The organism is Amycolatopsis vastitatis, assembly GCF_002234595.1.
GTDB lineage: Bacteria > Actinomycetota > Actinomycetes > Mycobacteriales > Pseudonocardiaceae > Amycolatopsis > Amycolatopsis vastitatis.
This window is the reverse complement of sequence record NZ_NMUL01000005.1, coordinates 213,951-240,228: the sequence shown is the minus strand read 5'-3', so window position 1 is coordinate 240,228 and position 26,278 is coordinate 213,951. Positions and strand designations below refer to the sequence as shown.

Below are 26,278 nucleotides of genomic sequence, written 5' to 3'. Positions count from 1 at the left end.
GTCGCTCCCTAGCTTCCGACAGAGTTCTTAAGCTCCTCGATGAGCCCCGGGGTAAGGACTTCGGTGGCGCGGTTGGCGAACATCGCCATTTCGTAGGCGATCGTGCCGAGGCTGGCCTGCTTGTTCGCCAGGACGCCGAGCGAGCAGCCGATGCTGATCGTGCAGACGAGCAGGTAGCCGTGCTCCAGCTCGATGATCACCTTGTCGGGTGAACCGAGCGGGTGGCTTTCGGAGACGCCGTGGGCAAGACCGAGCATGGCGGAGGAGATCGCGGCGAGGCGGTCGGCGTTGGAGCGCTCGAGCTCCGTCGACATCGCGATCAGCAGGCCGTCGGCCGAGACCGCGATGGCGGCTATCGCGCCCGCGGTGTGCTGCGCGAAGCGGCTCACCAGCCAGTTGAAGTTCTGGGCTTCGACACTGACGCCAGGTGCGGGGATGCTCATTTCCTGCTCTCTTCTCCTCGTTCCATCACACGACCGGCGACCACGCCTTGGGGCGGGCTGTCTGCCGTAACGACGTCCGCCTTGGCGAGGCCTGCGGCGAACGCGTCGAACGCCGCTCGCTCGGCCGCCGGGTCCCGCCTGGTGCGGTTCGCGACGGCTCGGGCGATCGGCCGCCCCGCGGTCTGCTGACGCAGGCCGGGGGCGAGCTGGGCGCCGGGGACACGGCGGATCAGGCCGTCGCGCGACTGCGCGGCGGCCGTGATCGGGGCCGTGGCCACCGGCGGTGCGCCCACGGGGACGCGGACCGGGAGAGGGGACACGGGTTCGGTCACGACGGTGGGCGGCGCGGCCGGCGGGTCGGACGTCAGCGCGGTGACCTCGGCGGCCTTCGCGAAGGCGCTCGCGAAGCCGTCCATCGCGGCCTTGGTCGCGTCCGGGTCGTGCCGCGGCTTGCCTTCGTCGGCCGCCGGCGCCGACGTGCCCGGGCTGGGCAGCTGGGCGCCGCGGACGCGGCGGCGCAACCCGCCGCGGCTTTCGCCTTCGGTCTCCGGCGAGGTGTCTTCGGCCGGCTTGACGTCGGGTTCGGCGTCCGGCCACACCGGTTCCAGCTCGCGGAACCAGCGGAAGCCGTTGCCGTGGCCGAGCAGCGCCGGGATCGCCGGCGCCGGCAGTTCGTGCTGCAGTTCGGTGGGCCGGTCGCGGACCGGTTCGGGGGCGGGCTCGGCGGCGGGCGGCCGGAACTCGTCCAAAGTGGACACCGCGGCCGGTGCCGCGTGCCGCGGCGAGGCGCTCGCGGGCACGGCCTGCGCGGGGATCACCGGGGCCGGCTCGCTCTTCGGGCGCAGCGCGTGGCGGTGGCTGAACAGCGGCGCCGGGATGGTCAGCCGCGCGGTCACGCCGCCGGTGGTCGGCGTCGCGAGCAGCTCGACACCGAGCTCGTGGCGCCGCGCCAGGCGGCCGACCACGAACAGGCCGAGCACACTGGTCGGCGCGAGCTCCAGGCGTTCGCGCTCGACGAGCCGCCGGTTCTCCTCCGCCAGCTTCTCCGCGGTCATGCCGATGCCGTGGTCGACGATGCTCACCAGGCAGGCGCCGTCGGCGAGGAGCATCGTGTCCACCTCGACCATCGAGCCCGGCGGCGAGAACGACGTCGCGTTCTCGAGTAGCTCGGCGAACACGAGCACCAGGTCGGCACCGAGGGCCGACGACAGCAGGATTTCCGCGACGACGCCGAGCTTGACGCGCTGGTAGTCCTCGATCTCCGCGAGTGCCGAGCGCAGCGCGGTCGACAGCTCGATCGGGCCGGCGATGCGGGTCTCGTCGCGGGTGCCGGACACCACGAGCAGGTTGTCCGCGTTCCGGCGCAGGCGGGTGGAGAGGTGGTCGAGCCGGTAGAGGCTGGCCAGCAGCCGGGTGTCCTGCTCGTTGCGCTCGACCTCGTCGATCAGGGCGAGCTGGCGGCCGACGAGGTTCTGCGTGCGCTTCGCGACGTTCGCGAACATCAGGCTGGTGTTGCGCCGGGTGAGCGCCTGCCGTTCGACCAGCTCGGCCGCGGTGGTCTGGACCCGGTTGAACGCGGCGGCCAGCTGGCCGAGCTCGTCGCCGGAGACGACGTCGATGGTGGCCAGCCGCGGGATCTGCTCCTCGGCCTCCTCGGTGTCGGTCACGCGGACGAGCTCGGTGCCGGCGAGGTCGGCGACCGACGTCGCCGCGGTGGTCAGCTGGCGCAGCGGGCCGGCGATCGAGCGGGAGACCGCGACGGCGAGGAAGGCGACCAGCAGGAACAGCCCGCCCGCGCCGAGACCGACCGTCCACGCCAGCTGGGTCGCGGCGCTCGCCCGGCTGTTCGCCGAGTCGGCGATCTCGCCGATGACCCGTTCCTGAACCAGTTTGCGTTGCCCCGCCTGGCTTTCCGACGCGGCGAGGACGTCGGCGACGTACTGGATGGTGCCTGCCGCGTCTCGCGGGTTGCCGATCCGGGAGGCGAGGTCCTCGATCTTGCGGCCCGCTTCGCTCGCCTCGACGTTGACGACCAGGGCGGCCTGCGAGCTGTCGGTCTCGTCGTCGGCCTGCTGGACGAACCGGTCGGTGAAGATCGGCGCCTGCTGGGTCGCGTCGTCCAGGATGGACCGGCCGGCCTCGGGCGACACCGCGGTCACGATCAACGCCATGCCGCGCAACGAGTTCTCCTCGTTCGCGCGCAGCAGCGCCTCCAGTGCGGACAGCTCCCGGGTGCCCTCGGCGTCGTCGGTGAGCTGCGGGACGAGCCGCAAGGCATCGATTACCGCGCCGATCACAGCGTGGTAGGTGCGGGCGACGCTGTCGAGCGCGACGCCACGACGCTGCGCGTTCTGCCGCAGCTCGGCGAGGGAGCCGATCCGGGTCAGCGCGGCGGACAGCTCGTCCGGCGCGTCGGAGTCGAGCGACTTCCGCACGTCCTCGACCGCCGCGTCGACCGCCCTCTGCTGCTGGAGCATCTGGTCGGGGGCCATCGACGGCGACGCGACGAACGCGCCGGTCAGCAACCGTTCACGCTGCAGCTGCCAGACCAGCCCGCCGAGCTGCTGGGTGTACCGCGCCACGGTCGCCGACTGCGAGGCCGCGCCCGCGCTGTCCGCCTGGGTCAGCACGAACGGCACCGACACCAGTGCCACCGCGATCAGCGGGGGCAGCAGCAGCAGGTTCAGCTTGCCGCGAATGCCGAGCCGGGCGAGAAAGCCCCCGCCGTCCGCCCGTTTCGCGGTCGACCTGCCGTGCCTCATCCCGACACCTTCCCGTCTTCCGTTCTCACTCGACCGCGGCCACCCGGCTGACGTGGCCGCGGTGCTGCTCCCGGACCAGGTCCTCGATCCGGGCGCGCAGCGCGAGGAACCCCGGCTCGCGCTTCACCGCCAGGTCCCGCTCGGCCGGCAGCACCACCTCGACGTCGGCGGCGATCCGGCCGGGGTCGGAGGCGAGCACCACCACCCGGCCGCCAAGGAACACCGCTTCCTCGACGTCGTGGGTGACCATCAGCACCGTGGTACCGGTGTCGGCCCACACCTGGCGGATGAGCACCTGCATGTCCTCTTTGGTCTGGACGTCCAGGGCGCCGAAGGGTTCGTCCAGCAGCAGGACTTCCGGTTCGCAGGCCAGTGCCCGCGCGATCGCGACGCGTTGCTTCTGGCCGCCGGAGAGCTGCTTCGGCAGCGACCGGCGCACGGCGTCGAGGCCGGTCTCGGCCAGGTACCAGTCGACGCGCTTGGCGCGCTCGGCGGCGTCGACCGGCAGCAGCTCGAGTCCGAACGCGACGTTCTTCTCGACGCTGCGCCAGGGGTACAACGCCCCGTGCTGGAAGACGAGCCCGCGGTCGGGGCCGGGCCCGGTGACGGGGACGCCGTCGAGCACGATCTCGCCCTCGGTCGGCCCGCTGAGCCCGGCCACCAGCGACAGCAGCGTCGACTTGCCCGACCCGCTCGCGCCGACGACGCAGACGAACTCGCCGCGCCGCACTTCGAGGTCGACGCCGTCGAGGGCGCGCGTGACCTTGCCGCGGACGGTGTAGTCCTTGGCGACGTTCCGCAGTTCCAGGGTCATGCCGCCCACTTCCCGACCCGCGTGCGCAGCAGGCGCAGCAGGACGTCGATGGCGAGCCCGGCGAGCCCGATGACCACGAGCACCGCGAAGATCTTGTCCGTCTGCAGGAACCGCTGCGCGCGGACGATCCGGTAGCCGAGGCCCGCCGAGGAGTTGATCAGCTCGGCGACGACGACGAAGTTCCACGCCGCGGCGGCGTTGACCCGGATCGCGTCGAGCATGCCCGGCAGCGAGTGCGGCACGACGATCTTGCGCAGCACCTCGCCGCGGCGTGCGCCGAGCGTGTAGGAGACGTCGATGAGCGAGCTCGGCACGGCGCGGACGACATCGGCGGTCATCAGCGTGTTGAAGAACACCGTCCCGATGAACAGGATGGCGATCTTCGACGGCTCGCCGAGGCCGAGCCAGATGATCAGCAGCGGGATGAACGCGCTCGCCGGCAGGTAGCGCAGCAGCCCGATCAGCGGCTCGAAGAACGCCTGCCCGGCGGTGAACGTGCCCATCAGGATGCCGAGCGGCACCGAGACGAGCACGGCGAGGCCGAAGCCTTCGAGCACCCGCTGGGTGGTCGTCCAGAGGTCGTCGAAGAGCTCGCCGGTGCTCGCCATGTCGGCCCCGGCCTTGAGGACCGCGGCCGGGGACGGCAGGAACGTCGAGTCGACGGCGCCGCTGACGCTCAGCGCGACCCACGCGAGGAACGGGACCGCGAACGACAGCACCGCCAGCGTCCAGCGGGCCGACGCGGAAATCGGCGTCCGCAGGGAAAACAGCGGCGAAGCGGACGGCTTCAGCCCGGCCCGCCGGGGCAGCGGCGACCAGTCCGGCCGCGCGCCGCCCCGGGCGGACTCCTGCTGTTCGGCGAGCCGCTGTTCGGCTTCGAGCGCCTCGGCGGCCCGCTCGTCGGCCGCGCTCGCCGGGGTGGTGCGCTGGGTCGGACCGGTCACTGCGGCGCGGCCTTCACGAACTGGTCGTCGAACAACCCGTCGAGCGACGGCCGCTGCTGCGCGAGCCCCGTGCTGGTGATGAAGTCGATGATCTTGTTCGCCTGGAAGTCCAGGTGCTGCGGGGTGACACCCGGGGTGAACGCGTCGAGGTTCTGCTGCCGCGTGAAGATCGTGGTGCCGGCGTCGTAGGACTTGTAGTCCGCTTCGGAGACGCCACCGCGCTTGGCCATGATCTTGACGGCCGCGTCCTTGTTGTTCTTGATCCAGGTCAGCGTCTCGAACCAGGTGTTGACCAGCGCCTGGACGTCCTTCGGGTGGTCCTTGACCAGCTTCTGCGACGTCACGAGGTGGTCCGGGATGGCACCGGGGAACTCGGCCGACGAGGAGATCGCGCGGCTGCCCGCGCGCTCCAGCGCCGTCGAGGTGAACGGCGCGAACGCGGCGACCGCGTCGACCTGGCCGCTCTTGAACGCGGCGGCCGCGGCGTCGGTCGGGAGGTTGACGAGCTGGATGTCCTTTTCGGTCATCTTCGCCGACTGCAGCGCCAGCAGCAGCAGGTAGTGGTCGACCGCGCCCTGCTCGACGGCGACCTTCTTGCCCTTGAGGTCGGCGATGCTGGTGATGCCGTCCCGCGCGATGATCTTGTCGTTGCCGGTGGAGTTGTCGTTCACCAGGACGATCGACAGCTTGGCGCCGCCGGAGACCGACGACAGCGTGTCGTTGAGGGTCTGGCTGTTGGCGTCGATGGCGCCGCTGGAGAGCGCGTTGATGCTGTCGGTGTAGTTGTCGAAGTACTTGAGGTCGACGTTGACGCCGTTCTTGGCGAAGAGACCCTGTTCCTGCGCCACCTGCCAGGGGAACCAGCCCGGCCAGGCGCTGAACCCGATGGTGATCTTGCTGCCGCTGCCCGACGCGGAACTGTCACTGCACCCGGAGAGCGCGGTGACCCCGGCGAGGGTGAGCAAGGTCAGGAGCACCGTCAGCAGACGGGGGCGAGGACGGGAAATCACAACGAGACTCCAGGTTGCGGGGGAAGTGGAGTGGTGCGTGCCGAAGGGGGATTGCGGTGCTCGGGGCTACAGGTCGTCACCACGAGGAGGTGGTTCGGGCCGAGCTGCGCCGCCGCACACGGTCATCGCTGCTCGCTTCCGTTCCCACCTGATCGGGTCATGACGAGAGAACGGGGACAGGGAGCACCTACGTCCAGTGAAAAAGCCAGCGCTCAACGCACCGGATCAGCCACCCCTTGTCCCTCTCCCGGCGGAGAGCCTAGCGACTAGCACAAGATCCCCACAACGCCCCAGTAGTGCATCCGAACGAGTGACCATCAAGTGGGTCAACCAGCAACATCGACGCGTTCCGCAGCTGTTTCCGGTGTTTTCTGTCGGCCGCCCGGCCAAAACTGTGGCTCGTCCGCGTGGTATCGCCGTGCAACTGCACAAGTGACAGTTCCCGGATGTTACGTCGGCAGCGCGGAGTACCGAGATCATCACAGACGGCTATCCGCCATTTCCGAACAATCGTTCGCGAAATGCGGCCGGTCGGAGTAACGTTCGAACACCTGTCCGCATCCGTCGTTAGCGTACAGATCCGGGATTCGGGGAATGATTCCCGGACTGTTAACACGCCCGAAACAAACAGCCCTATTTCGATCAACCGATAGATTTAGTCAGGTCGTAGACGGTCGTGCCGCCGACGGTCGCCGGAGCGAAGCTCTGCTCGACCCAGGCCTCGATCTCGAACGCGGTCCCCCGGCCGCCGCCGAAGCCGCCGCGCCCACCGGCGACGTAGTAGTGGATGTCGCCGTCGGCGACGTACTGCTGGAACTGCTTCAGCGTCGGCGCGGGGTCGCTGCCGCTGAAGCCGCCGATGGCGAGCACCGGCCGTCCGCTCCCCAGCGCCAGCCCGGCCGACTGCATCGCGCCGCTCTGCGCTGCCGCCCACTTCGTCGTCGTGTTCTTCAACAGGTCGATCACCGCGGCGTCGGCCTGTCCCGCGCCGAAGCCCCGCGGGCCGCCGCCGAAGCCGCGTCCACTCGCGACAGCAGGCCCGGACGACGGCGTCCCGCCGGAATGCGCGGTCGACGCCGTGGCGAGCGTGAAGGACGTGGTCCCGAGCAGGGCGCCGCACAGGCCGAGTGCGGCCACGACCGGGCCCAGCCGCCGGAGCCGATCGGCGCCGAAGAGGAGCGCCGCCACCGCGGCCGCGCTCAGCACCAGCAGCGTGTAGCGCACCCACGGCTGCCAGTCCGGCGTCCGCGCGAGGAGCACGAACCCCCAGACCGCGGTCACCGCGAGCATGACGGCCAGCACCGCGCGGGCCGCGAAGTTCGCCCGGCCGCGCCAGAGCTCCCGCGCGGAGATCCCCAGTGTGGCGGCGATCCCGGGGGCCAGCGCGACCGTGTAGTACGGGTGGATGATGCCGCTCATGTAGCTGAACACGAGCGTGGTGACGACCAGCCAGCCGCCCCACAGCAGCAGCGCCGCCCGCGTCCGGTCGGTGCGCGGCGCGCGCCGGGTGAACCAGAGCCCGGCGGCCAGGCCGATCAGCGCCGCTGGCAGCAGCCACGACGCCTCGCCGCCGAACTCGCCGCCGAACAACCGAGTCAGCCCGGTCTGGCCGCCGAACCCCCCGAACCCGCCGCGGGCTCCGGACGGCGGGGCGAACGTCCCGCCTCCGCCGCCGCCGCGGCCTTCGCCGAAGATGCGGCCGAGGCCGTTGTAGCCGAAGGCCAGTTCCAGCACGGTGTTGTCGGTCGACCCGCTGATGTAGGGCCGGTCCGCGACCGGCCACAGCGCGACGGCCACGACCCACCAGCCGGCGGAGACGAGCACCGCGCCCGCCGCGGCGAACAGCTGCCCGATCCGCCGCCCGGGCGACGTCGGCGCCGCGACCGCGTAGGCCAGCACGAACGCGGGCAGGACGACGAACGCCTGCAGCATCTTGTCGAGGAAGCCGAACCCGATCGCGACCCCGGCGAGCACGAGCCACTTCGTGCTCGCGTGCTCCAGCGCGCGCACGACGCAGTACGCGCCGGCGACGAGCAGCAGCACGAGGAACGCGTCGGGGTTGTCGTAGCGGAACATCAGCGCGGCGACCGGCGTGAGCGCGAGCCCGGCCCCGGCCAGCAGCCCGGCGCCCGGCCCGGACAGCCGCCGCACGGCGAGGTAGAGCAGGCCGACCGACGCGACACCGGCGAGCGCGTCCGGCACGAGCAGGCTCCAGCTGGAGAAGCCGAAGATCCGGCCGGACAACCCCATGACCCACAGGGAAAACGGCGGTTTGTCCACGGTGACGACGTTGCCCGGATCGAGCGAGCCGAAGAACAGCGCCTTCCAGCTCCACGTGCCGGCCTGCGCGGCCATCGCGTAGAAGTCGTTGCCCCAGCGGTTTTCCGCCAGGTCCCACAGGTAGAGCAGGCCGGTGCCGAGCAGCAGCGCGGTCACGGAAGGGTTGATCCACCGCGGTTTCCGGGCGGCCTGGGGCGCGGGCTGGGCGTGTTCGGGCGCCGACAGCGTGGTCGTCATGGCCTTCACCGTGTCGGCGCCGCATGTGGTGAACTTGTGCCGAACCTGTGTGCCGGCTGTGCATCCGCCGCTAGTGTCGCGCGTCGCAAGTTGTTTGGCGCTCGGGCCGAGCGCCCCAATGTGGCGTTCGGTGCGTCCAACGCACCGAACGCCACATTGGGTGCGTTGGACGCAACCAACGCCACATTGGGGCGCACCCCCAGGCCGCTGCCAACGAACCTCAGACGCGCGACACTAGGCCGCCGCCGGGAAGGTGATCTCGAACTCCGTGCGGCCCGGACGGCTCTGGACGCCGACGCGGCCGCCGTGCGCTGCGACCACCGCGGCCACGATCGCCAGCCCGAGGCCCGTGCTCCCCGCCGCGCGCGAACGCGAGTTGTCGCCGCGGGCGAAGCGCTCGAAGACGTCCGGGAGGATCTCGGGTGGGATGCCCGGGCCGTCGTCGGCCACGCGGAGCCGGACAATTCCGTCCGAAGTGGACAGTGTGGTCGTCACCGTGGTGCCGGCCGGCGTGTGCGTGCGCGCGTTGGCCAGCACGTTGATCACCACCTGGTGCAGCTGGCCCGCGTCGCCGAGGACGCCGAGCGGCTCGCCGGGGACGTCCATCAGCCACTTGTGGTCCGGGCCCGCGACGTGCGCGTCCGCGACCGCGTCGGCCACCAGCCGGCACAGGTCCACCCACTCGTGCACCACCGGGCGTCCGGAGTCGAGGCGGGCGAGCAGCAGCAGGTCCTCCACCAGCGTCGTCATCCGGCGCGACTCCGACTCGACGCGGCTCATCGCGAAGGCGACGTCCGGGGGCACCTGCTCGCCGCTGCGGCGGGTGAGCTCGGCGTAGCCGCGGATCGCCGCCAGCGGCGTCCGCAGCTCGTGGCTCGCGTCCGCGACGAACTGGCGGACCCGGTTTTCGCTCGCGTGCCGGACGGACAGCGCGTTCGCGACGTGCTGCAACATCCGGTTCAGCGCCGAACCGACCTTGCCGACCTCGGTGCCGGGGTCGGTGTCCGCCTCCGGGACGCGTTCGGACAGCGCCACCTCGCCGCGGTCCAGCGGCAGCTCCGACACGCGCGTCGCGGTCGCGGCCAGCCGGTCGAGCGGCTGCATCGTGCGGCGGATCGTCGCCGCGCCGACCGCGCCCGCCACCAGGATCCCGGCGAGCGCGACGCCGCCGAGGATGAACCCGAGCTGCCAGAGCGTCTCGTTGACGTCCTTCAGCGGCAGGCCGATGACCGTCTTCTCACCGTTGGACGACGTCGTCGAGACGACGCGGTACTCGCCGAGGCTGCCACCCAGGTCGATGCTGCGCTGCTTGCCGTCGGACGGCAGCGCCAGCAGGCGCAGGGCCTGGTCCTGCGGAACGCTCTTGAACGGCGGCCTGCGCTTCGACACCCCGGCCGCGCTGGAGTCGATCACCGCGGCCGAGGCCTTCGAGCCGGTCTGGACGACGGCGAGCGTGCCGTCACCCTGGCCGAGCACGCGCAGCGCGTCCGGCGGTGGCGGCGTCTCGCCGTACTGCCAGGGCGGCGGCCGTTCCCCGCTGTGGCGGGCGCGGTCGCTCGCCGCCGCCAGCCGCTGGTCCTGCTGGCCGACGAGGAACTCGCTCAGCGCGAACTCCGTGACCACGCCGACGACCACGCACACCAGCGCGAGCAGCGCGGCGAGCTGGACGATCAGCCGCCGCCGCAGCGACCACGGACGCCGGGCGCGCTTCGGTTCAGCCTGCGGGCTTGAGGACATACCCGGCGCCCCGCATGGTGTGGATCATCGGCTCGCGGTCGGCGTCGATCTTCTTGCGCAGGTAGGAGATGTAGAGCTCGACGATGTTGGCCTGGCCGCCGAAGTCGTAGCTCCAGACGCGGTCCAGGATCTGGGCCTTCGACAGCACCCGCTTGGGGTTGCGCATGAGGTAGCGCAGCAGCTCGAACTCGGTCGCGGTCAGCGGCACCAGGTCGCCGCCGCGGTGCACCTCGCGGCTGTCCTCGTCCAGGGTGAGGTCGCCGACGACCAGCGTCGACCCGCTCGCCCCGGTCACCCCGCCGGCCCGGCGCAGCAGCGCGCGCAGGCGCAGCGCCACCTCTTCGAGGCTGAACGGCTTGGTGACGTAGTCGTCGCCGCCCGCGGTGAGCCCGGCGATGCGGTCCTCGACCGCGTCCTTCGCCGTCAGGAACAGCACGGGCAGGTTCGGCGCCTCGGACCGCATCCGGCGCAGCACTTCGAGACCGCTGAAGTCGGGGAGCATGACGTCGAGGACGACGGCGTCGGGCCGGAAGTCGCGCGCGATCCGGACGGCCTCCGTGCCGTCGCCCGCGCTGCGCACCTCCCAGCCCTCCATCCGCAGGGCCATCGACACGAGCTCGGCCAGCGTCGCCTCGTCGTCGACGACGAGAACCCGCACGGGGCTCCCGTCGGCGCGGCGCAGGTCGGCCTTGCCAGGGCCTGGTGACGTGGCGTTCATAGCGGTCATAGTGCCATCTTCCCGGCGGGTCTTCAGGACTCACTGTGCGCTCGCTGTGCGTTCCCTGTGAAGGTCCTTCGCCCAGGTAAGGGACACAGCACCCGCTGACGCTCCGCACAGCTCGGACACAGCCACGGCGGCGAACCTGGCCTCATCCAGTGTGGGTACGACCGGAGGACACGATGACGACCCCGAACACCCCGCCCGAGGGCGGACCGGCCCCCGCCGCGAACACCCCGCCGGCCCCGGCGAACTGGGGTGACCCCGCGGCCGCACCACCGAGGAAGGGCTGGTCCGGCAAGAAGACGGCGATCGCGGCGGGCATCGCCGTGGTGATCGCGGCCGGCGGCGGCGCGGCGATCTGGGCGGGCACCAGCAGCGCCGACAACTCGGCCCAGCAGGGTCCGGGCGGCTTCGGCGGTCCGGGCGGCGGCCAGTTCCGCGGCCAGGGAATGCCCGGCGGCGGCTTCGGCGGCGGAATGGCCGCGCTGCGCGACGCCCTGCACGGCGACTTCGTCGTGGCGAACGGCAGCGGCGGCTACACGACCGAGCGCTTGCAGACGGGCGACGTCACCGAGCTGAGCGCCACGTCGGTGACGCTGACCAGCAAGGACGGTTACAAGCAGACGTACACGATCGACTCGTCGACCCAGAAGACGGGCGACGTGAAGACGGGCGACACGAACATCACGGTGGTGGCGAAGGTGGAGGGCCAGACGGCGACGGCGACGTCGCTGGGCAAGGGCTTCGAGCCGGGCCAGCGCCAGCCCGGCCAGCGCCGCAACGGCGGCGGCAACTACTCGGCCCGCCCGACGAGCTGACCCAGGCGGTCACTCCGCCGGGACGAGCTTGTGCCGGTAGGCGTAGACGACGGCGTGCACGCGGTCGGGCAGCCCGAGCTTCGAGAGCACCCGCGACACGTGCGTCTTGACGGTCTCCTCGCCGACGTGCAGCTTCCGCGCGATCTCGGCGTTGCTGCACGCACCCGCCAGGAGCAGCAGGACCTCGCGTTCGCGGGACGTCAGCCGGGCCAGCTCGGGCGGCTCGGCGGCCGGTTCGAGCACCGTCGCGAACTTCGCCACCAGGCGGCGCGTCACCGACGGGTCGATCAGCGCGTCGCCGCGCGCCGCCACCCGCATCGCCGCGACCAGTTCCTCCGGGGCGAGGCTCTTCAGCAGGAACCCGCTCGCCCCCGCGCGCAGCGCGCGGTAGACGTACTCGTCGGCGTCGTAGGTCGTGAGCACGAGAACGCGGGTGTCGTTGCCCGGCGCGGCGAGGATGGCCTCGGTCGCCGCGAGGCCGTCGAGGCGGGGCATCCGGACGTCGAGGACCGCGACGTCCGGGCGCAGGCGCGCGGTCTCGGCGACGGCTTCGCGGCCGTCGGAAGCCTCGCCGACGCACGTGAAGTCGGGCTGGGTGTCCAGCAGCGCGCGCATCCCGGACCGGAACATCGCGTGGTCGTCGGCCAGCAGGACGCGGATCATGTGCTCTCCACCGGGAAAGTCGTGCGCAGCTGCCAGTGCTCGCCGGTCTGGCCGTAGGAGACCTGGCCGCCGAACAGCGTGACGCGCTGGCGGATCCCCGCCAGGCCGCGGTGCACGTGCTCGCTCTGCGGGCCGCGGTCCGGCCGCAGCCCGTTGGTCACCGTGAGCACGACCTCGGTGCGGCCGTGGTTCAGCTCCACCTCGACCGGGCCCTTGCCGTGGCGCAGCGCGTTGGTGAGGGCCTCCTGCGCGATCCGGTACAGCGCGATGTCGAGCGAGCCCGGCAGTTCGCGGGGTTCGCCGCGCAGGGTCAGCCGGATCGGCAGGCCGGCCGCGCGGACGGTCTCGACCAGCTCGTCGAGGTTGTCCAGACCGGGTTGGGCGGCGGTGGTTTCGGCGTGCAGGAGGTCGAGGAGACGGCGCAGGTCGGCCATCGCCGACCGGCTCGCCGATTCGACCGCGCCGAGGGACTTCCGCACCGGCGAGTCGCCGTCGGGCAGGCCGAGGCGGGCCGCGCCGGCGTGCACGCCGATGGCGCTGACGTGGTGGGAGATGACGTCGTGCAGGTCGCGGGCGATCGTCGTGCGCTCCTCGGTGACGGCCCGGCGCACGACCTCCTCTTCGTGCTGACGGCGTTCGTCGGCTTCGCGTTCGAGGTCGGCGATGTAGGCGCGCCGCGCGGTCGTGTACCGGCCGACCAGCCACGGCAGCAGCGCCGACACGCCGACGTTGATCGCGATCAGCCGCCAGTCGGAGGCCGTGCGGCCGCCCCCGGCGATGCAGCCGACGGTGACACCGGCGAGCAGCGCGCCGAGCGCGAGCACGGCGGGTTTCGGCCGCAGCCAGGCGCCGGCCCGGAAACCGGCGATGAGCAGCCCGGAGTTGTTGCCGACGACGTACCCCTGGCAGGTGCAGAGCAGCAGTGGCGCGCCCGCGAAGAGCGCGGCGTGCGCGAGCGCCACCCAGCCGGAGTACCGCGCGGCCCCGGCGAGGGCCGCGTTGACGCCGATCCCGGCCAGCAGCACCACCCACGCACGCCAGCCGAGCTCCCGGAACGGGCTGCGCAGGATGAACAGGGCGGCGTCGCAGACGACGCAGACCAGGGCGACCAGCAGCGACTGCCGCCTCAGTGACCCCCGGATGTCCTGCACGCCCGCAACTCTGCCCTAACCGGCCCGGCGACCGCGACGTCCCCGGCGACCCTGTGCTTAGACTGGGCGCATGAAGCGGTGGATCACCCTCGCGGCCGGGGTCGTGCTCGTGCTCGTCGGCGCCGTCTGGGTGCTGCAGGGCATCGGCGTCATCACCGGCAGCTTCATGACCGGCCAGAAACTGTGGTTCCTCATCGGGCTCGGCGCGTTCCTCGTCGGCGTGGTCCTGGTCGCGGCGACGACCCGGCGCAAACCTACTTCGTGAAGATCTCGAAGATCGGGTAACCGGGCGCGATCTCGCGCAGCTTCTCGTCGGACGCCTTCGCGTCGACGCCGTCGAAGAACACGCCGACCTCGAACTTCCAGCGCTTGAGGTAGGCGCGGAGGATGCCCGGCTTCTCGTCGTGGCCCAGCTCGCGGAAAGTGAACGTCTCGACGCGGCGCCCGACGCGCAGCGTGCCCTGGCCGGCGGCGCGCAGGTTGCGCACCCACTGCGTCTCGCCACGCGGGGCGACGAGGTAGCGGACGCCGTCGACGGTCAGCAGGTTCACCGGAACCGAGCGCGGCTCGCCGCTCTTGCGGCCGACGACGGTCAGCACCCGGCTGCCCCAGACGCTCACCCCCAGCTTGGTCAGCTTCGCGACCACCTCGTTGAAGGCATTGGTCGACTTCTTCGGCTTGATGTAGCGGGTCTCGTTCATGGTGTCCTCCGAAGTTTGGGAGAGCAGTGCTCTCGGTTAAGAGCAGTGAACACCTTCGCGAGCACAGTGTCAAGAGCAGTGCTCTCTGTTTTGTGCACCGCTCTCGTCGTGGCACACTGATCGCCATGACCGCCACCCGCACCGCACGTGAACGTGCCCGCGCCGAACTGACCCAGGAGATCAAGGACGAGGCCCGCCGCCAGCTCGCCGAGGTCGGCGCGCACGGGCTTTCGCTGCGCGCGGTGGCCCGGGAGCTGGGCATGGTGTCGTCCGCGCTGTACCGGTACTTCCCGAGCCGCGACCGGCTGCTGACCGACCTGATCGTCGACGCCTACAACGCGATCGGCGAGGCGGCGGAGAAGGCGGACCCCGGTCAGGGCGCGCCCCGCGACCGGTGGCTGGCGATCTGGCAGGGAACTCGCGACTGGGCCCGCGCGCACCCCCACGAGTACGCGCTGATCTACGGCTCGCCGATCCCCGGGTACGCGGCGCCGCAGGACACCGTCGTACCGGCCGCCCGCGTCGCGCTCGCCCTGGTCAAGGTGCTCACGCACACCGAGCTACGGGCGATCGACGGCGAAGTCGCGCCCGAACTGCGCGCCCAGGCCGAGGCGCTCACGAAGGTCCTCGGGATCATCGCCGGCCCCGAAACCGTGGCCCGGCTGCTCATGGCGTGGACTCAGCTGTTCGGCGCGATCAGCTTCGACCTGTTCGGCCAGTACGTCGGCAGCGTCGACCCGGCCGACGCGTTCTTCGCCCACTCGGCGAGGCGGATGGCGGAGTTCGTCGGCCTCTAGGCTGAGGCGAGAGTCCAACGGCGGAAGGCGGCACGACGTGACGGGGTGGGCCGGGAAGGTCGGCAGGATCCGGGTGATCGGGACCGGGGTGATGGGCCGCGGGATCGGCCAGCTCGCCGCGACCGCGGGCGTGACCGTCGAGCTGGCCGACGTCCAGCCCGAAGCCGTCGCCAAGGCCGTCGAGTTCATCGGCGGGATGATCGACAAGCTCGCCGCCAAGGGCAAGCTCGACGAAGATCCGCAGGTGGTCAAGGGCCGGCTGGTGCCGGTGGACGCGCCCGCCGCGCCCGCGGACGGCGTCGACCTCGTGCTCGAAGCCGTGCGGGAAGACCTCGGGACGAAGCGGGCCCTGTTCGCCGACCTCGAGCGCGTCTGTCCACAGGAGACGATCTTCGCCACGAACACCAGCTCCCTGTCGGTCACCGAGATCGCCGCCGAACTGGCCGACCCCGGCAGGCTCGTCGGCCTGCACTTCTTCAACCCGGTGCCGCTGATGCGCCTGGTCGAGGTGGTGCCCGGCGCCCGCACGCACGACTGGCTGCCCGGCCAGGCGCTCGAACTGGTCCGGAGCTGGGGCCACGAGCCGGTGCTGGCGAAGGACGCGCCCGGTTTCCTGGTCAACCACGCCGGCCGCGGCCTGAACACCGAGGCGCTGCAGATCCTCGCCGAGGCGCTGGCCGGACCCGCCGACGTCGACCGCGTCGCCCGTGACGTGCTCGGGCTGAAGCTCGGCCCGTTCGAGCTGCTGGACCTCACCGGCCTCGACGTGTCGCACGCCGTGCTGGAGAGCATCTGGAGCGGCTTCCACGGCGAGCCGCGGCTGCGGCCGTCGTGGCTGACCCGGCCGCGCGTGGCCGCCGGGCTGTTCGGGCGCAAGAACGGCGAAGGCTTCTACTCCTACGTCGACGGGCAGCAGCGGGTCGACGAGGAGCCCGCGGCGCCGCCGAAGCCGTCGAGCCCGGTGTTCACCGCGGACGAGCACCTCGCGCGGGTGCTGACCGCGGCCGGCGTCCAGGTGGTGTCCGACGCCTACCCGGACGCGGTCCTGCTCGTGCCGCTCTACGGCGAGTCCACAGTGGACGCCGCGGTCCGTGCCGGGCTGCCGCCGGAGCGCGTCGCCGGCGTCGACCCGCTCGGTGGCTACGAACGCCGCCTGACGATGTCCGTGCACGCCGGCCTCGACCCGGCCGCGGGCCGCGCCGCCTGGGGCGCGCTGGCCGCGACCGGCCACCCGGTGACGGTCGTGCGCGACGGGCCCGCCCCGATCGCGCAGCGGCTGCTGGCGTCGATCGTCAACACGGCGTGCTTCATCGCGGGCCAGCACCTGGCGACCCCGGCGGACATCGACACGGCGGTCCGCCTCGGCCTCGGCTACCCACGCGGCCCGCTGGCCTGGGGCGACCTCGTCGGCGGCGACGTCGTGCTGCGCATCCTGCGCGGCCTGGCCGCGGCCACCGGCGACCCGCGCTACCGGCCGAGCCCGTGGCTCACCGAGCGCGTCGCCCTCGGCCTGCCGCTGACGGCGGCCGGGACCACGCCGTCGGACCTGTTCAGCTGACGACCTGGACCTCGTCGCCCTTCTGCAGGGAGGTGTAGAACTTCAGCGACGCCGCGTTCGACAGGTGCACGCAGCCGTTCGAGTACTTGCTGAGGCTGCCTTCGTGGAACGCGACGCCGTTGTAGAAGAACACCGAGTTCGGCATCTCCGCGTTGTCGAACTCGTGGCTCAGGTGCATCTTTTCCTTGTACAGCACCTGCCACGTGCCCAGCGGGGTCGTGCTGCCCTTCTTGCCGGGCATGATCTTCACCGGGCCGTAGACGATCTTTCCGTCGTCGAGCAGCCAAGCCTGCTTGTCCGAAAGGGACACACAGGCCTTCGCCGTGATCTTGCACGGCACCCCGTCCGCCATCACCGGTTTCGCCGGGGCCGCCTTGGTCTTCGCCGGGGCCGGAGCGGACGTGGCCGAAGTGGACGGCGTGGACGTGACCTGAGGCGCCGACGGGGTGTCGGCCGCCAGCCGGACATCGCCGGTCCCGCTCGTCGCCGAGCAGGCGGTCAGCACCGCCGCGGTGACCAAAGTGGACAAACCGATCAGCGCGCGCCGAATACGCATGTGTGTTCCCCCAGAATCCGTGGTTCCTGCTTACTGCCACCCAAGACGTGCGGCCCCACGGGAAGGTTGATCGCTTCGGCGCAAAAACACGGGCCGTCTCCGGAAGTTTCCGGAGACGGCCCGTGCCGGGTTCAGTTCGACGTCACCAAGGGCGGTCGACTGCCCCGCCCGAGAGGGTGAAGGTGATGTAGCCGCCCTCGAAGTCGCTGCGGTACACCCCGTTCGTCACGTACTCGTCGGTCTTCGGGTAGTGCAGGTAGGACGCTTCCCACCCGAGCGCCGCCCACCGCTTCCGGATCTCGCCCTTCACGGCGTGCGCACCGGTCGCCACCGTGTAGTAGATCGAGTGGCCGAGGCTGAAGTGGTTGTAGCGGCCACGGCCGTCCGGCGTCCCGAGCTCGTCGGTGGTCGGGTAGCCGAGACCACGTTCGTAGTCGAGCGCCGCCCACTTCTTCCGGATCTCACCGAAGATGGCGTGCGCACCGGTCGCGGCCGTGTAATAGATCGAACCGACGTTGGTGCCCTTGAGGAAGTGGTTGTAGCGGCCGACGCCGTCCGGCGTGCCACCCTCGTCGGACGTCGGGTAGCCCAGGCCACGTTCGTAGTCGAGCGCCGCCCACTTCTTCCGGATCTCACCGTAGAGCGCGTGCGCACCGGTCGCGGCCGTGTAGTAGATCGAACCGACGTTGCCGTTGTTGACGAAGTGGTTGTACTGCGCCACGCCGTCCGGGGTCGTCGCCGTGTCGCTCGTCGGCGGCCCGAGGACGTTGCTGCCGCCGAAGGCGACGTACTTGTCCAGCACCGGCCCGGTGACGTACTTGGTGCCGCCGACGGCGCTCCAGTACAGCCGTCCGTTCGCGTAGGCCCGGTAGTGGACCGGGCCGTCGGTGACCTCGGGCGCCGTCGGCGCCCCGAGCTTCGCCTGCAACGCCGGGTCGGCGTTGTAGCGCTGGTCGATCGGGGTCGCGTAGTTCGCCGTCAGCGTCATGTCGGTCGTGCCGACGGTGATGACCCACGTGGGGTCCGCCGGACCACCCTGCCAGCCGGTGAACTGCGAGACGCCGTCGATGGCCGTCCCCGCGGCCTTGACGTCGAACGTCGCACCCTCGGTGACCTGCGCCGAGCTGGTGCCGGTACCGCCCTCGATCGCGATCGTCAGCACCGCGGGCTGCGTGCCGACCAGGGTGAGCTGGTGCCGTCGCGGCATGGCCGTGTACGTCTTGGACGTGGTGACACCCGCGCTGTCGGTCACCGAAGCGGTGAACTTCATCCGGGAGTCCGGGTGCGCGGTGAACGGCACCGAGAAGCTCGCCCCGGTCCCGCCCACGTCCGGGTGCAGGTGGCAGGTCCCTTCGGTCGGGCAGTGCTGCACCGCCGAGGTCCAGGTGACCGGCAGCGCGCCGTCTTCGGCGTCGGTCGCGGTGGCGCTCAGGTCGACCTGCTGCTTCACCGCGAACGTCGCCGTGTCGCCCGGCGTGGTGAAGGTGAGCTCCGGGGTGTGGTTGCCGGGCGCGACCGCGATCGTGGTCGCGCCGGTGGCGCCCCACTGGTCCCGGACGGTCAGCGTCGCGGTGAACTTCTCGGTGCCCGCCGCGTAGGCGTGGGACACCTTCGGTCCGGCGTTGGCCGCGACCTGCCCGTCCCCGAAGTCCCAGTCGTAGGTCAGCACGTCGTTGTCGTAGTCGACGGACGTGGAGCCGTCGAACGTCACGGTCCGGGTGTCCGGGTCGGTGGTGGACGTGGCGTTCGCCACCGGGACCGTGTTGCCCGCCGAATAGCTCAGCCGGCGCAGCTTCCCGGCATTGATGTCGGCGTAGACGATGTCCCCGTTCGGCGCCGCGCCGAACTTCACCGGGCCGCCGATGTCGGTGAACGGCGGCGGGCTCTGCGGAGCCTGCGTGAGCTGGCCCTGGTCGTCGTACTTCAACGTCCAGATCTTGTTCTTCGCGTAGTCGCCGAAGAAGTAGACCCCGCGGTAGGCGGCCGGGTAGCTGGATCCGTTGTAGAGGATGCCGCCGGTGACGCTGTTGCCCTGCATGACGCCGTCGCCGTGCTGGTACTCGTAGATCGGCGGCTGGTTCGCCACCCCGGCGCAGCCGGCGAGATCGCTGTAGCCCGGGGTCGGGTGGGTGCCTTCCCAGCACGGCCAGCCCTGGTTGCCGCCGCGCTGGACGACGTCGATCTCTTCCCAGGAGTTGAAGCCGACGTCACCGGCGACCGGCAGGCCGAGGTTCGGGTCGATGCTGAACCGGAACGGGTTGCGGAACCCGCGGGCGAACACCTTGCTCGCGGTCGAGCCGGGGTTGGCCGCGTCGTAGTACGGGTTGGACGGCACGCCGTTGCCGTCGGCCGTGAGGTGGAAGATCTTGCCGTACGGCTGGTTGATGTCCTGGGCCCGCAGCGAAATCGGGTTCACCTTGGTGAAGTCGCCGTTGTCGCCGATCGACAGCCAGAGCGTCCCGTCGGCGGCGGCGATGACCGTGTCGAGGCCGTGGACGTTGAAGTCTCCCGGCACTTCGAACAGCGTCTGCTCGCCGGTCAGGCCGGTCGGCGCGCCGTCCGCGTCGACGGCGACCGTGAACCGCGCGAGCCGCATGACGAACCCGCTGGTGAGGTTGATCGAGCGCGTCAGGTAGATCGAGTGTGACGTCGCGTAGTCCGGCGCGATGGCCAGCCCGATGAGACCGAGGTCCTCGTTGGTGCGGACCGGCAGCGTGGCGATCGTCTTGCCCGTCCCGGTCACCGGCAACCAACGGACGGTGCCGCTCTTGCCGATGACGATGGTCGAGTTGTCCGGCAGGTAGCCGAAGTCGGTGAGTGCGTCGTTCCCCAGACCGGCGCTCGTGTCCTGCAGGACGAACCCCTGCGGGAGTGCTGCCGCCGACGCCACCCCCGTGGACACGGCGGGCAGCAACGCTCCGGTCATGACTGCCGCCACCAAGGCGTGACGGAGTGTGCGAAGTTTTCGCAAGGCCATCTGGCCCCCCTTCCCAAGCGATCACTTATCGCCGGAACAGGGGGGCCAGTTGCACTCGGCCGTGTGAATTTATCTGACCGTGACCTACTGTCAGTGATTGTTTGATGCCGGTTACGGAACGACCTGCACCACGTCACCGACGTGCAGCGTGTTGAAGAACTTCAAGGACGCGCCCGCCGACAGGTGGATGCAGCCGTGCGAGTACACCGAAAGGCTGCCCGTGTGGAAGGCGTCGCCCGGGTAGAAGAACACCGAGTTCGGCATCTCCGCATTGTCGAATTCCTTCGACAGGTGCATCTTTTCCTTCGAAATGACGCTGAACGTGCCGGTCGGCGTCGGGTTGCTCTTGCGGCCCGGCAGCATCGGCACCGGCCCGTAGATCACCTTGCCGCCCTGCAGCAGCCACGCCTTGTGCGCCGAGATGTCGACGCAGGCGGCGGTGCCCGCCGCCGCGGCCGCCGCCGCGCACGGGACACCCGGGTCCGCCGGGGGCTGCGGTTGCGGCTTCGGCTTGGGCTTCGGCTTGGGCGTGGTGCTGGTCGGCGCCGGCTTCGAGGTCGGCGTCGTCGGTGCCGCGGACGTCGGTGTCGGCGTGGTGCTGGACGTCGTCGGCGCGGGAGTGGTGCTGGACGTGGTCGGCGCCCCGCCGCCGGTCCCCGCGGCGACGGCCCCGCCACCCGCGTTCGAGCCGCCGGCCGCACCTCCGCCGGAGCACGCGGCCAGCACGAACGCGGTGGCCAGCGCGGCCGCTCCCGCCAGAAGCCTCTTCACGATCCGGTACCCCCAGCTGTTTCGATCATCGCGTTTGGACACCGGTAAAGACGGCGGTCACCCGTTCGAGGTTCGTCGGGGAAGGTCACGATTTGGGTAGCCGTCCGTCCCCGGGTTGACGCGCGGCTCCACCCGGGACCGATCCCCGCGCCGACGAAACCGGCCCGCCGTTCGCCGAAACTGGGCGGATCGCCGAACCGAGGAGCCCGCAATGCCCAGCGCCGCGAACGTCCTGCTCTACGCCGCCATCGCCGGTCTCGTCCTCTACAAGGTCGTCTACCAGCAGGTCCGCGGCACGCTGCTCGACCGCAAGACGCTGGTGACGATGCCGCTGCTGCTCACCGCGGTGGGCGGCTACCTGACGGTGAAAGCGCTACCCGGCGCGTCCGCGGCCGAACTCGGCCTGCTCGCCGCCGACGTGCTCGTGCTGGCCGCGCTCGGCGTCCTGCGCAGCACCACGACCACCCTCACCGAGCGCGACGGCACGACGTTCCAGAAGGGCTCGGCCGTCACGATCGGGCTGTGGGTGCTGACCGTCGCGGTGCGGATCGGAGTGGTGGCGCTGGGGACCGCGCTCGGCGTCGCGGGCTCGCTGACCTCGGCGTCGATCGCGCTGACCCTCGGCGTGAGCATCGCGGTGCAGAACGCGACGACCTTCCGGCGCGTCCGGCGCCGCGGCCTGCCGCTCGCCGACCGGCGCCCGGCGGCGCTCAGCCGCTGACCTGCCCGAGCATCCGCGCGTACATCCGCCCCGGGCTGGGCACCGACGGCGGCACCAGGAACCCCGGCAGCGGCGGCAGCGCGCCGACGAACGCGCCGAGCCGCTCGTACAGCACCGCGGCGCCGGCGGGCCGGGCCTCGGGGTCTTTCGCGAGCATCTGGGCGAGCAGGGCGTTGAGCTGCTTCGGGACACCCCGGACCGGCGGTGGCTGCTCCTTGACCTGCCGTTCGAACACCGCGTACGCCGTGGGCCCGTCGAAGAGCCGCTGTCCGGTGAGCATCTCGTGCAGCACGCACCCGAGCGCGTAGAGGTCGCTTCGCGGTTCGGCGCCGCCGCGCTGGATCTGCTCGGGCGCCATGTACGACGGCGTCCCCAGCAGCTGCCCGGCGCGCGTGAACTGCGCGGCGTCGGCTTCGCGGAGCACGGCGAGCCCGAAGTCCATGACCTTGACCCCGCCGTCGGGGCCGAGCATCAGGTTGGACGGCTTGAGGTCGCGGTGGCACACGGCGTGCGCGTGGGCGGCGGTCAGCACCGCGCACGCCTGCGCCGCGATCGCCGCGGCCCACGGCACCGGCAGCGGCCCGTGCTCGGCGAGCAGGTCGGCCACGGTCACGCCGTCGACGAACTGCATGACCTGGAACAACCGGTCGTCGTGCGTGCCGTAGTCGTAGAGCGTCGGCACACCGGGGTGGTCGAGCGTCGCCAGGATGCGGGCCTCGCGCGCGAAGCGGGCTTCCAGCTCTTCGTCGCGGCCCGGCAGCCTGAGCAGCTTGATCGCGACCCGCCGGCCCAGCCTGCGGTCGTGCCCGCCGTGCACCGCGCCCATCCCGCCGCGGCCGAGCGGCAGCTCGTCGAGCTCGTAGCGGTCGGCGATCAGCATCCGTTCCCCTAGTGGCCCGGCCTGAGCCGTCCTTCGACAAGTCCAGCGAAGCCTAGCCGGACCAGGTCACGGCCGATTTCCGCCGCCTGGCGCAGGACGTCGTCGAACTCGGCCAGCCGCCGGAAGACCTGGCCGTATTCGCGCTGGGTGGCGAGCGGGACGCGGGGGATCCGCACGCGCCTGCCGTCGATCCGGGTCGAGGCCGACGTGGCGGGCAGGTCCGCCGCGCGCAGGCAGCCGGCCAGGAAGTCCGCGTCCAGCCGGTCCGCGTCGACCCGGTACACGGTCAGGCCGGCCCCCACCGGCCGCGACGGTCCACTGTGGACGTATGCGATCCCGGTCACCGACGCCACGACGTCGCCCGCCTCGGCCACCGGGTGCTCGGCGTCCGCGCGGGCCGCGTGCTTGACCTCGACGACACCCGCCTTGACCAGCTCGCCGATCGTCGTGAACGCCGGTTCGGTGTCCGCCGCTTCGAGCGACGGCAGCTGCGGAACCAGCTCAGCGAACCGGCCCCGCACGGCCTGGAAGGCCTGGCCGGGGTCTTCGTCCCGGGCGCGGCGCCGGGCCGGCGTCAGGTCGACGTCGTCGTCGAGCAGGTCGATGATCCGGACGCCGGATTCCGGCCGCTCCAAGAACTCCCGCCACTGCGTTTCCACTGTGGACAGATCGTCGCCCGCCTCGCCGAGCAGCACGGTGGACGGCGGGCGTTCGCCGGGGACCGGCCGCCGCAGCAGCCAGAGGTCGGGGGCCGCCGGGGTCAGCGTGACGACCGCGCGGACCGCGCCCGCGCGCAACAGGTTGCCCCGGATGCGTTTCCCGCTGCGCCGCCCGGCCGCCGCGCCCGGCATCAGGATCGCGACCGGGCCCCCGGGTTCGACGTGCGCGAGGCAGTGCTGCACCCAGGCGAGCTCGGGCTCGCCGCGCGGGGGCAGGCCGTACTCCCAGCGCTCGTCGCCGACCAGTTCGTCGTGCCCCCAGGCCCGTTCGTTGAACGGCGGATCGCACAGCACCGCTTCGGCGGCCCGGCCGGCGAAGGCGTCTTCGCGCAACGCGTCGACCGCGTAGACCTCGGCCTCGAGGCCGCGCAACCGCAGCCGCAGCGCCGCGATCGACGCCGTCGTCGGGTCGCTGTCCTGCGCCAGCACGGTTTTCGCGCCGCTCGCCAGCGCGAGCGCGCCGAAGCCGCACGCGGGATCGAGGATCGTCGACACGGGACCGACGAGCCGGGCCATCAGTTCGGCGACCGGCTCCGGCGTCGCCGACAACCGCCGCGAATGCGCCTCGAAGTACCTGCGGCACACCAGTTCGAACGCTTCGACCGGTCCCGCCCGGTGCGTCAGCTCGCTGAGCAGGGTGAGCAGCTCGGGGTCGTCGAGCTTGCTGTCGAAGGTGTCGAAGATCCCCGCCTGGAAGGCGAAGAAGGCGCCCGCGCGGCTCACGCGCTCGGGCAGGTCGAGGTCGTCGCCGAGAGCGCGCAGGCGCTGCCACGCGCGTTCGCCGGCACTCAGCTCGAACTTCTTGCCGCGCGCGGCGAACCACGCGGCCACGGCGGACAGGCCGAACAACGGGCTCGACGCCGTACCGCCGACGGGCTGCGGGAAGTCCGGGTAACGGCGGCGCCAGTTGCTCACCGCGGCCCGGCCGACCCCGGCGAGCCGCGCGATGTCGGCCGCGCTGACCGTGGCGTCGTCGTCCATGGCGAAGACTCTATCGGAGGATGCTCCATTCAGTTGTCCTGCTTGTGAACTCAGTCAACCAATGCTTTCATGGGACCATGACACACGATCGGTACGTCCTGCGGTACGCCGCCGGGTCGGACGTCGGCAAGCGACGCCAGGTCAACGAGGACGCGGTCTACGCGAGTTCCCGCCTGCTCGCCGTCGCCGACGGCATCGGCGGCCAGCCGCACGGTGAGGTCGCGAGCGCGACCGCGATCGACGTGCTGCGCGAGCTCGAGATCGACCTGCGCCGCATCGACCTGACGAGTGTCGATCTCGCCGCGACGCTGGCGGGCGTGGTCAAGTCGATCGACGAGCGGCTGGCCGAAGTCGCCTCGAACGAGCCGACGACCGAAGGTATGGGCACGACGCTGACGGCCCTCCTCTTCGACGGAGTCGAGTTCGCGGCGGCCCACATCGGCGACTCCCGCGGATACCTCCTGCGCGACGGCGGCCTGCGCCGGCTGACCCGCGACCACACGCTCGTCCAGGCCCTGGTCGAGGACGGCCGCGTCGCCGCCGAGGACGCCGAGTCCCACCCGCGGCGATCACTGCTGATGAAGGCGTTGCAGACGGCGGGTTCGGGCGACCCCGACATCTGGACGTTCACGGCGCGCGAGGGCGACCGGTACCTGCTGTGCTCGGACGGCTTGAGCGGCCCGGTCTCCGAAGCGACCCTGCGCGACGTGCTGGCAGCCGGCGCGGAGCCGTCCGAGGTGATCCCGGAACTGATCCGCCTGGCCAACGAAGGCGGCGGCCCGGACAACATCACCTGCGTCGTCGCCGACGTCACGCGCTGAAGACCGCCCTGCTCAGACCCACCTTCGCGACCCCGGAAGGCCATCCGGTATCGTCTCCTGCGGAGGATTGGCCGAGCGGCCTAAGGCGCACGCTTGGAAAGCGTGTTGGGTTCACGCCCTCGCAGGTTCGAATCCTGTATCCTCCGCGCTTGAAGCAGACGAGACGCCGGGCAGCCTTTACGGGCCGCCCGGCGTTTTGTCGTCTTCGTCCCGGCTCCGGGTCCTCGGTCGCTTGCGTCCACTCGCGTCCCACTCGGCCTCGCGGCCAACTTTCAGTACGTCCGCGGCGGCTCCGTCCGGCACTTTTGGCCGCGGCGAACGTGAAAACGTCTTCGGTCCTGCGAATTTGCAATCCTGTACTCGGAGTTACGAGCAGGGCTGATCGAAGCGGGTTACTCCGGTCGCGCTAGTCTCAGCCTCACCTCGCCCGCCCCCGTCGAGAAAGGCCAGCAGTGGCACGAAAACCGCTCTGACCTGGGGTAGCGCTGGCCAGCGACTTCAGTGTGCGGTACTGGTGCCGGGACGACCCCCGCACAGACCGTGATCGGCTCGGCCCCGGACGTTCCCACGTCCGGGGCCTTGCTGATTCCGGGCCCGCGATCACTCGGCAAAGTCAGATGATCACGCTGAGTCGCTGGATCTGTTTCAATGGAACCGTCCCCGTACGACACCAAGATTCCGAGGAGTAGAGGCCCGATGGCCGGAGTCGAAGAGATCCGCGCTGGCATCGCGCTCGCCAACGAAAAGGCGTCCGCGAGCATCGCCGCCCTGCAACAGGCAGCGCAGTCTCTCGAAGAAGCCCAGCAGTCGCTCGCACAGGCGACCCAAGGGAGCAGCCAGCACGAAGTGAGCCAGGCACACGGACTGTTGGCGGAAGCCCTGCAAGGCATCAACGGCTTGCAGAGCACCGTCCAAGCCAGCATTTCCTCCGCCGACTCCTACTCGGCGCGTCTCTAGCCGGATGACGCTCGCCGAACTCCACCAGCTGCTCACCGTTGCCGTGACCGGGCTCGCTGAAGCGCGCGCCCACTCCGAGCGGGCCACAAGCCTGCTCGGAGAAGCCCGGCAAGCTCTCGTGGATGCCCAGGCCAAGGCCGATCCCTGGCTTCCTTCGCAGTACGCCCAGGCCGGCGAGGGGCTGGACCAGCTCCTCGTCCGCCTGTCCGCTGCCGAGGATCTGGTGAGCGGATACCGGTCGCGCCTGTAATCCTGCTAG

Annotated in this window: 24 protein-coding genes and 1 tRNA gene; 9 read left to right on the top strand and 16 right to left on the bottom strand. The window is 71.2% G+C overall.

The features are described from left to right. Window positions 1–8: 8 nt before the first annotated feature. The 8 genes from CF165_RS04745 to CF165_RS04710 all read right to left on the bottom strand — a co-directional run bounded on the left by CF165_RS04745 (window position 9) and on the right by CF165_RS04710 (window position 10,954). Window positions 9–443 carry a roadblock/LC7 domain-containing protein gene (locus CF165_RS04745; protein ID WP_093946167.1) on the bottom strand — a complete coding sequence of 145 codons (435 nt, stop codon included), beginning with the start codon at window positions 441–443 and terminating at the stop codon, window positions 9–11. Further along, the gene (locus CF165_RS04740; protein ID WP_093946166.1) at window positions 440–3,205 is read right to left on the bottom strand and encodes a sensor histidine kinase; all 2,766 of its coding nucleotides are present in this window, start codon (window positions 3,203–3,205) and stop codon (window positions 440–442) included. The genes CF165_RS04745 and CF165_RS04740 overlap by 4 nt, the downstream gene beginning before the upstream one ends. A 25-nt stretch (window positions 3,206–3,230) precedes the next feature. Then, the gene (locus CF165_RS04735; protein WP_093946406.1) at window positions 3,231–4,019 is read right to left on the bottom strand and encodes an ABC transporter ATP-binding protein; all 789 of its coding nucleotides are present in this window, start codon (window positions 4,017–4,019) and stop codon (window positions 3,231–3,233) included. Further along, complete coding sequence (locus CF165_RS04730; protein ID WP_093946165.1) at window positions 4,016–4,963, bottom strand: ABC transporter permease; 948 nt, start codon at window positions 4,961–4,963, stop codon at window positions 4,016–4,018. The genes CF165_RS04735 and CF165_RS04730 overlap by 4 nt, the downstream gene beginning before the upstream one ends. Next, entirely contained in the window at window positions 4,960–5,973 is a 1,014-nt protein-coding gene (locus CF165_RS04725) for an aliphatic sulfonate ABC transporter substrate-binding protein (protein WP_205660766.1), read from the bottom strand. Before CF165_RS04725 ends, CF165_RS04730 begins: the two co-directional genes overlap by 4 nt. Before the next feature lie 642 nt (window positions 5,974–6,615). Next, a complete protein-coding gene (locus tag CF165_RS04720) occupies window positions 6,616–8,490 on the bottom strand; it encodes a glycosyltransferase family 39 protein (RefSeq protein WP_240521450.1) in 1,875 nt (624 codons plus the stop codon). A gap of 234 nt (window positions 8,491–8,724) precedes the next feature. Continuing rightward, complete coding sequence (locus CF165_RS04715) at window positions 8,725–10,227, bottom strand: sensor histidine kinase (RefSeq protein WP_093946164.1); 1,503 nt, start codon at window positions 10,225–10,227, stop codon at window positions 8,725–8,727. After that, window positions 10,205–10,954, bottom strand: a complete 750-nt coding sequence (locus tag CF165_RS04710) for a response regulator transcription factor (RefSeq protein WP_033261680.1) — start codon at window positions 10,952–10,954, stop codon at window positions 10,205–10,207. Before CF165_RS04710 ends, CF165_RS04715 begins: the two co-directional genes overlap by 23 nt. A 173-nt stretch (window positions 10,955–11,127) precedes the next feature. Here CF165_RS04710 and CF165_RS04705 point away from each other — a divergent pair, with 173 nt between their 5' ends. Then, on the top strand, window positions 11,128–11,766 hold the full coding sequence (locus CF165_RS04705; protein ID WP_093946163.1) for a hypothetical protein: 639 nt from the start codon (window positions 11,128–11,130) through the stop codon (window positions 11,764–11,766). Window positions 11,767–11,775: 9 nt separating this feature from the next. On the opposite strand, the gene CF165_RS04700 is transcribed toward CF165_RS04705, so the two are convergent. Next, on the bottom strand, window positions 11,776–12,429 hold the full coding sequence (locus tag CF165_RS04700) for a response regulator (RefSeq protein WP_093946162.1): 654 nt from the start codon (window positions 12,427–12,429) through the stop codon (window positions 11,776–11,778). Then, window positions 12,426–13,580, bottom strand: coding sequence for a sensor histidine kinase (locus CF165_RS04695; protein ID WP_093946161.1), 1,155 nt, complete (start codon window positions 13,578–13,580; stop codon window positions 12,426–12,428). Before CF165_RS04695 ends, CF165_RS04700 begins: the two co-directional genes overlap by 4 nt. A 70-nt stretch (window positions 13,581–13,650) precedes the next feature. Here CF165_RS04695 and CF165_RS04690 point away from each other — a divergent pair, with 70 nt between their 5' ends. Continuing rightward, complete coding sequence (locus CF165_RS04690; RefSeq protein WP_093946160.1) at window positions 13,651–13,845, top strand: hypothetical protein; 195 nt, start codon at window positions 13,651–13,653, stop codon at window positions 13,843–13,845. On the opposite strand, the gene CF165_RS04685 is transcribed toward CF165_RS04690, so the two are convergent. Continuing rightward, window positions 13,835–14,281 (bottom strand): nitroreductase family deazaflavin-dependent oxidoreductase, encoded by a 447-nt coding sequence (locus CF165_RS04685; protein WP_093946159.1) that lies wholly within the window; start codon window positions 14,279–14,281, stop codon window positions 13,835–13,837. The genes CF165_RS04690 and CF165_RS04685 overlap by 11 nt on opposite strands. Before the next feature lie 125 nt (window positions 14,282–14,406). On the opposite strand from CF165_RS04685, the gene CF165_RS04680 reads away from it, so the two are divergent. Next, window positions 14,407–15,078 (top strand): TetR/AcrR family transcriptional regulator, encoded by a 672-nt coding sequence (locus CF165_RS04680; protein WP_093946158.1) that lies wholly within the window; start codon window positions 14,407–14,409, stop codon window positions 15,076–15,078. A 37-nt stretch (window positions 15,079–15,115) separates the two neighbouring features. Further along, window positions 15,116–16,636 (top strand): 3-hydroxyacyl-CoA dehydrogenase, encoded by a 1,521-nt coding sequence (locus tag CF165_RS04675; protein ID WP_093946157.1) that lies wholly within the window; start codon window positions 15,116–15,118, stop codon window positions 16,634–16,636. On the opposite strand, the gene CF165_RS04670 is transcribed toward CF165_RS04675, so the two are convergent. From CF165_RS04670 to CF165_RS04660, 3 genes are all read right to left on the bottom strand, one after another. Next, a complete protein-coding gene (locus CF165_RS04670) occupies window positions 16,629–17,192 on the bottom strand; it encodes a L,D-transpeptidase (RefSeq protein WP_093946156.1) in 564 nt (187 codons plus the stop codon). The genes CF165_RS04675 and CF165_RS04670 overlap by 8 nt on opposite strands. Window positions 17,193–17,334: 142 nt before the next feature. Beyond that, window positions 17,335–20,118: a PQQ-dependent sugar dehydrogenase gene (locus CF165_RS04665; protein ID WP_240521449.1), complete on the bottom strand. Its 2,784-nt coding sequence runs from the start codon at window positions 20,116–20,118 to the stop codon at window positions 17,335–17,337. 162 nt (window positions 20,119–20,280) lie between these two features. Next, on the bottom strand, window positions 20,281–20,940 hold the full coding sequence (locus CF165_RS04660) for a L,D-transpeptidase (protein ID WP_093946154.1): 660 nt from the start codon (window positions 20,938–20,940) through the stop codon (window positions 20,281–20,283). Between the two features lie 211 nt (window positions 20,941–21,151). On the opposite strand from CF165_RS04660, the gene CF165_RS04655 reads away from it, so the two are divergent. After that, window positions 21,152–21,661 carry a hypothetical protein gene (locus CF165_RS04655; RefSeq protein WP_093946153.1) on the top strand — a complete coding sequence of 170 codons (510 nt, stop codon included), beginning with the start codon at window positions 21,152–21,154 and terminating at the stop codon, window positions 21,659–21,661. Here the strand turns inward: CF165_RS04655 and CF165_RS04650 are convergent. Continuing rightward, window positions 21,651–22,541, bottom strand: a complete 891-nt coding sequence (locus CF165_RS04650; protein WP_093946152.1) for a serine/threonine-protein kinase — start codon at window positions 22,539–22,541, stop codon at window positions 21,651–21,653. The genes CF165_RS04655 and CF165_RS04650 overlap by 11 nt on opposite strands. 8 nt (window positions 22,542–22,549) lie before the next feature. Next, window positions 22,550–24,241, bottom strand: a complete 1,692-nt coding sequence (locus tag CF165_RS04645; protein WP_093946151.1) for an HsdM family class I SAM-dependent methyltransferase — start codon at window positions 24,239–24,241, stop codon at window positions 22,550–22,552. A 77-nt stretch (window positions 24,242–24,318) separates the two neighbouring features. Here CF165_RS04645 and CF165_RS04640 point away from each other — a divergent pair, with 77 nt between their 5' ends. From CF165_RS04640 to CF165_RS04625, 4 genes are all read left to right on the top strand, one after another. Then, entirely contained in the window at window positions 24,319–25,062 is a 744-nt protein-coding gene (locus CF165_RS04640) for a PP2C family protein-serine/threonine phosphatase (RefSeq protein ID WP_093946150.1), read from the top strand. A gap of 61 nt (window positions 25,063–25,123) precedes the next feature. After that, a tRNA-Ser gene (locus CF165_RS04635) sits at window positions 25,124–25,208 on the top strand. Between the two features lie 550 nt (window positions 25,209–25,758). Beyond that, on the top strand, window positions 25,759–26,019 hold the full coding sequence (locus tag CF165_RS04630) for a hypothetical protein (protein ID WP_003056176.1): 261 nt from the start codon (window positions 25,759–25,761) through the stop codon (window positions 26,017–26,019). 4 nt (window positions 26,020–26,023) lie between these two features. After that, window positions 26,024–26,269, top strand: a complete 246-nt coding sequence (locus tag CF165_RS04625; RefSeq protein ID WP_093946149.1) for a hypothetical protein — start codon at window positions 26,024–26,026, stop codon at window positions 26,267–26,269. The last annotated feature ends 9 nt before the right edge of the window (window positions 26,270–26,278 follow it).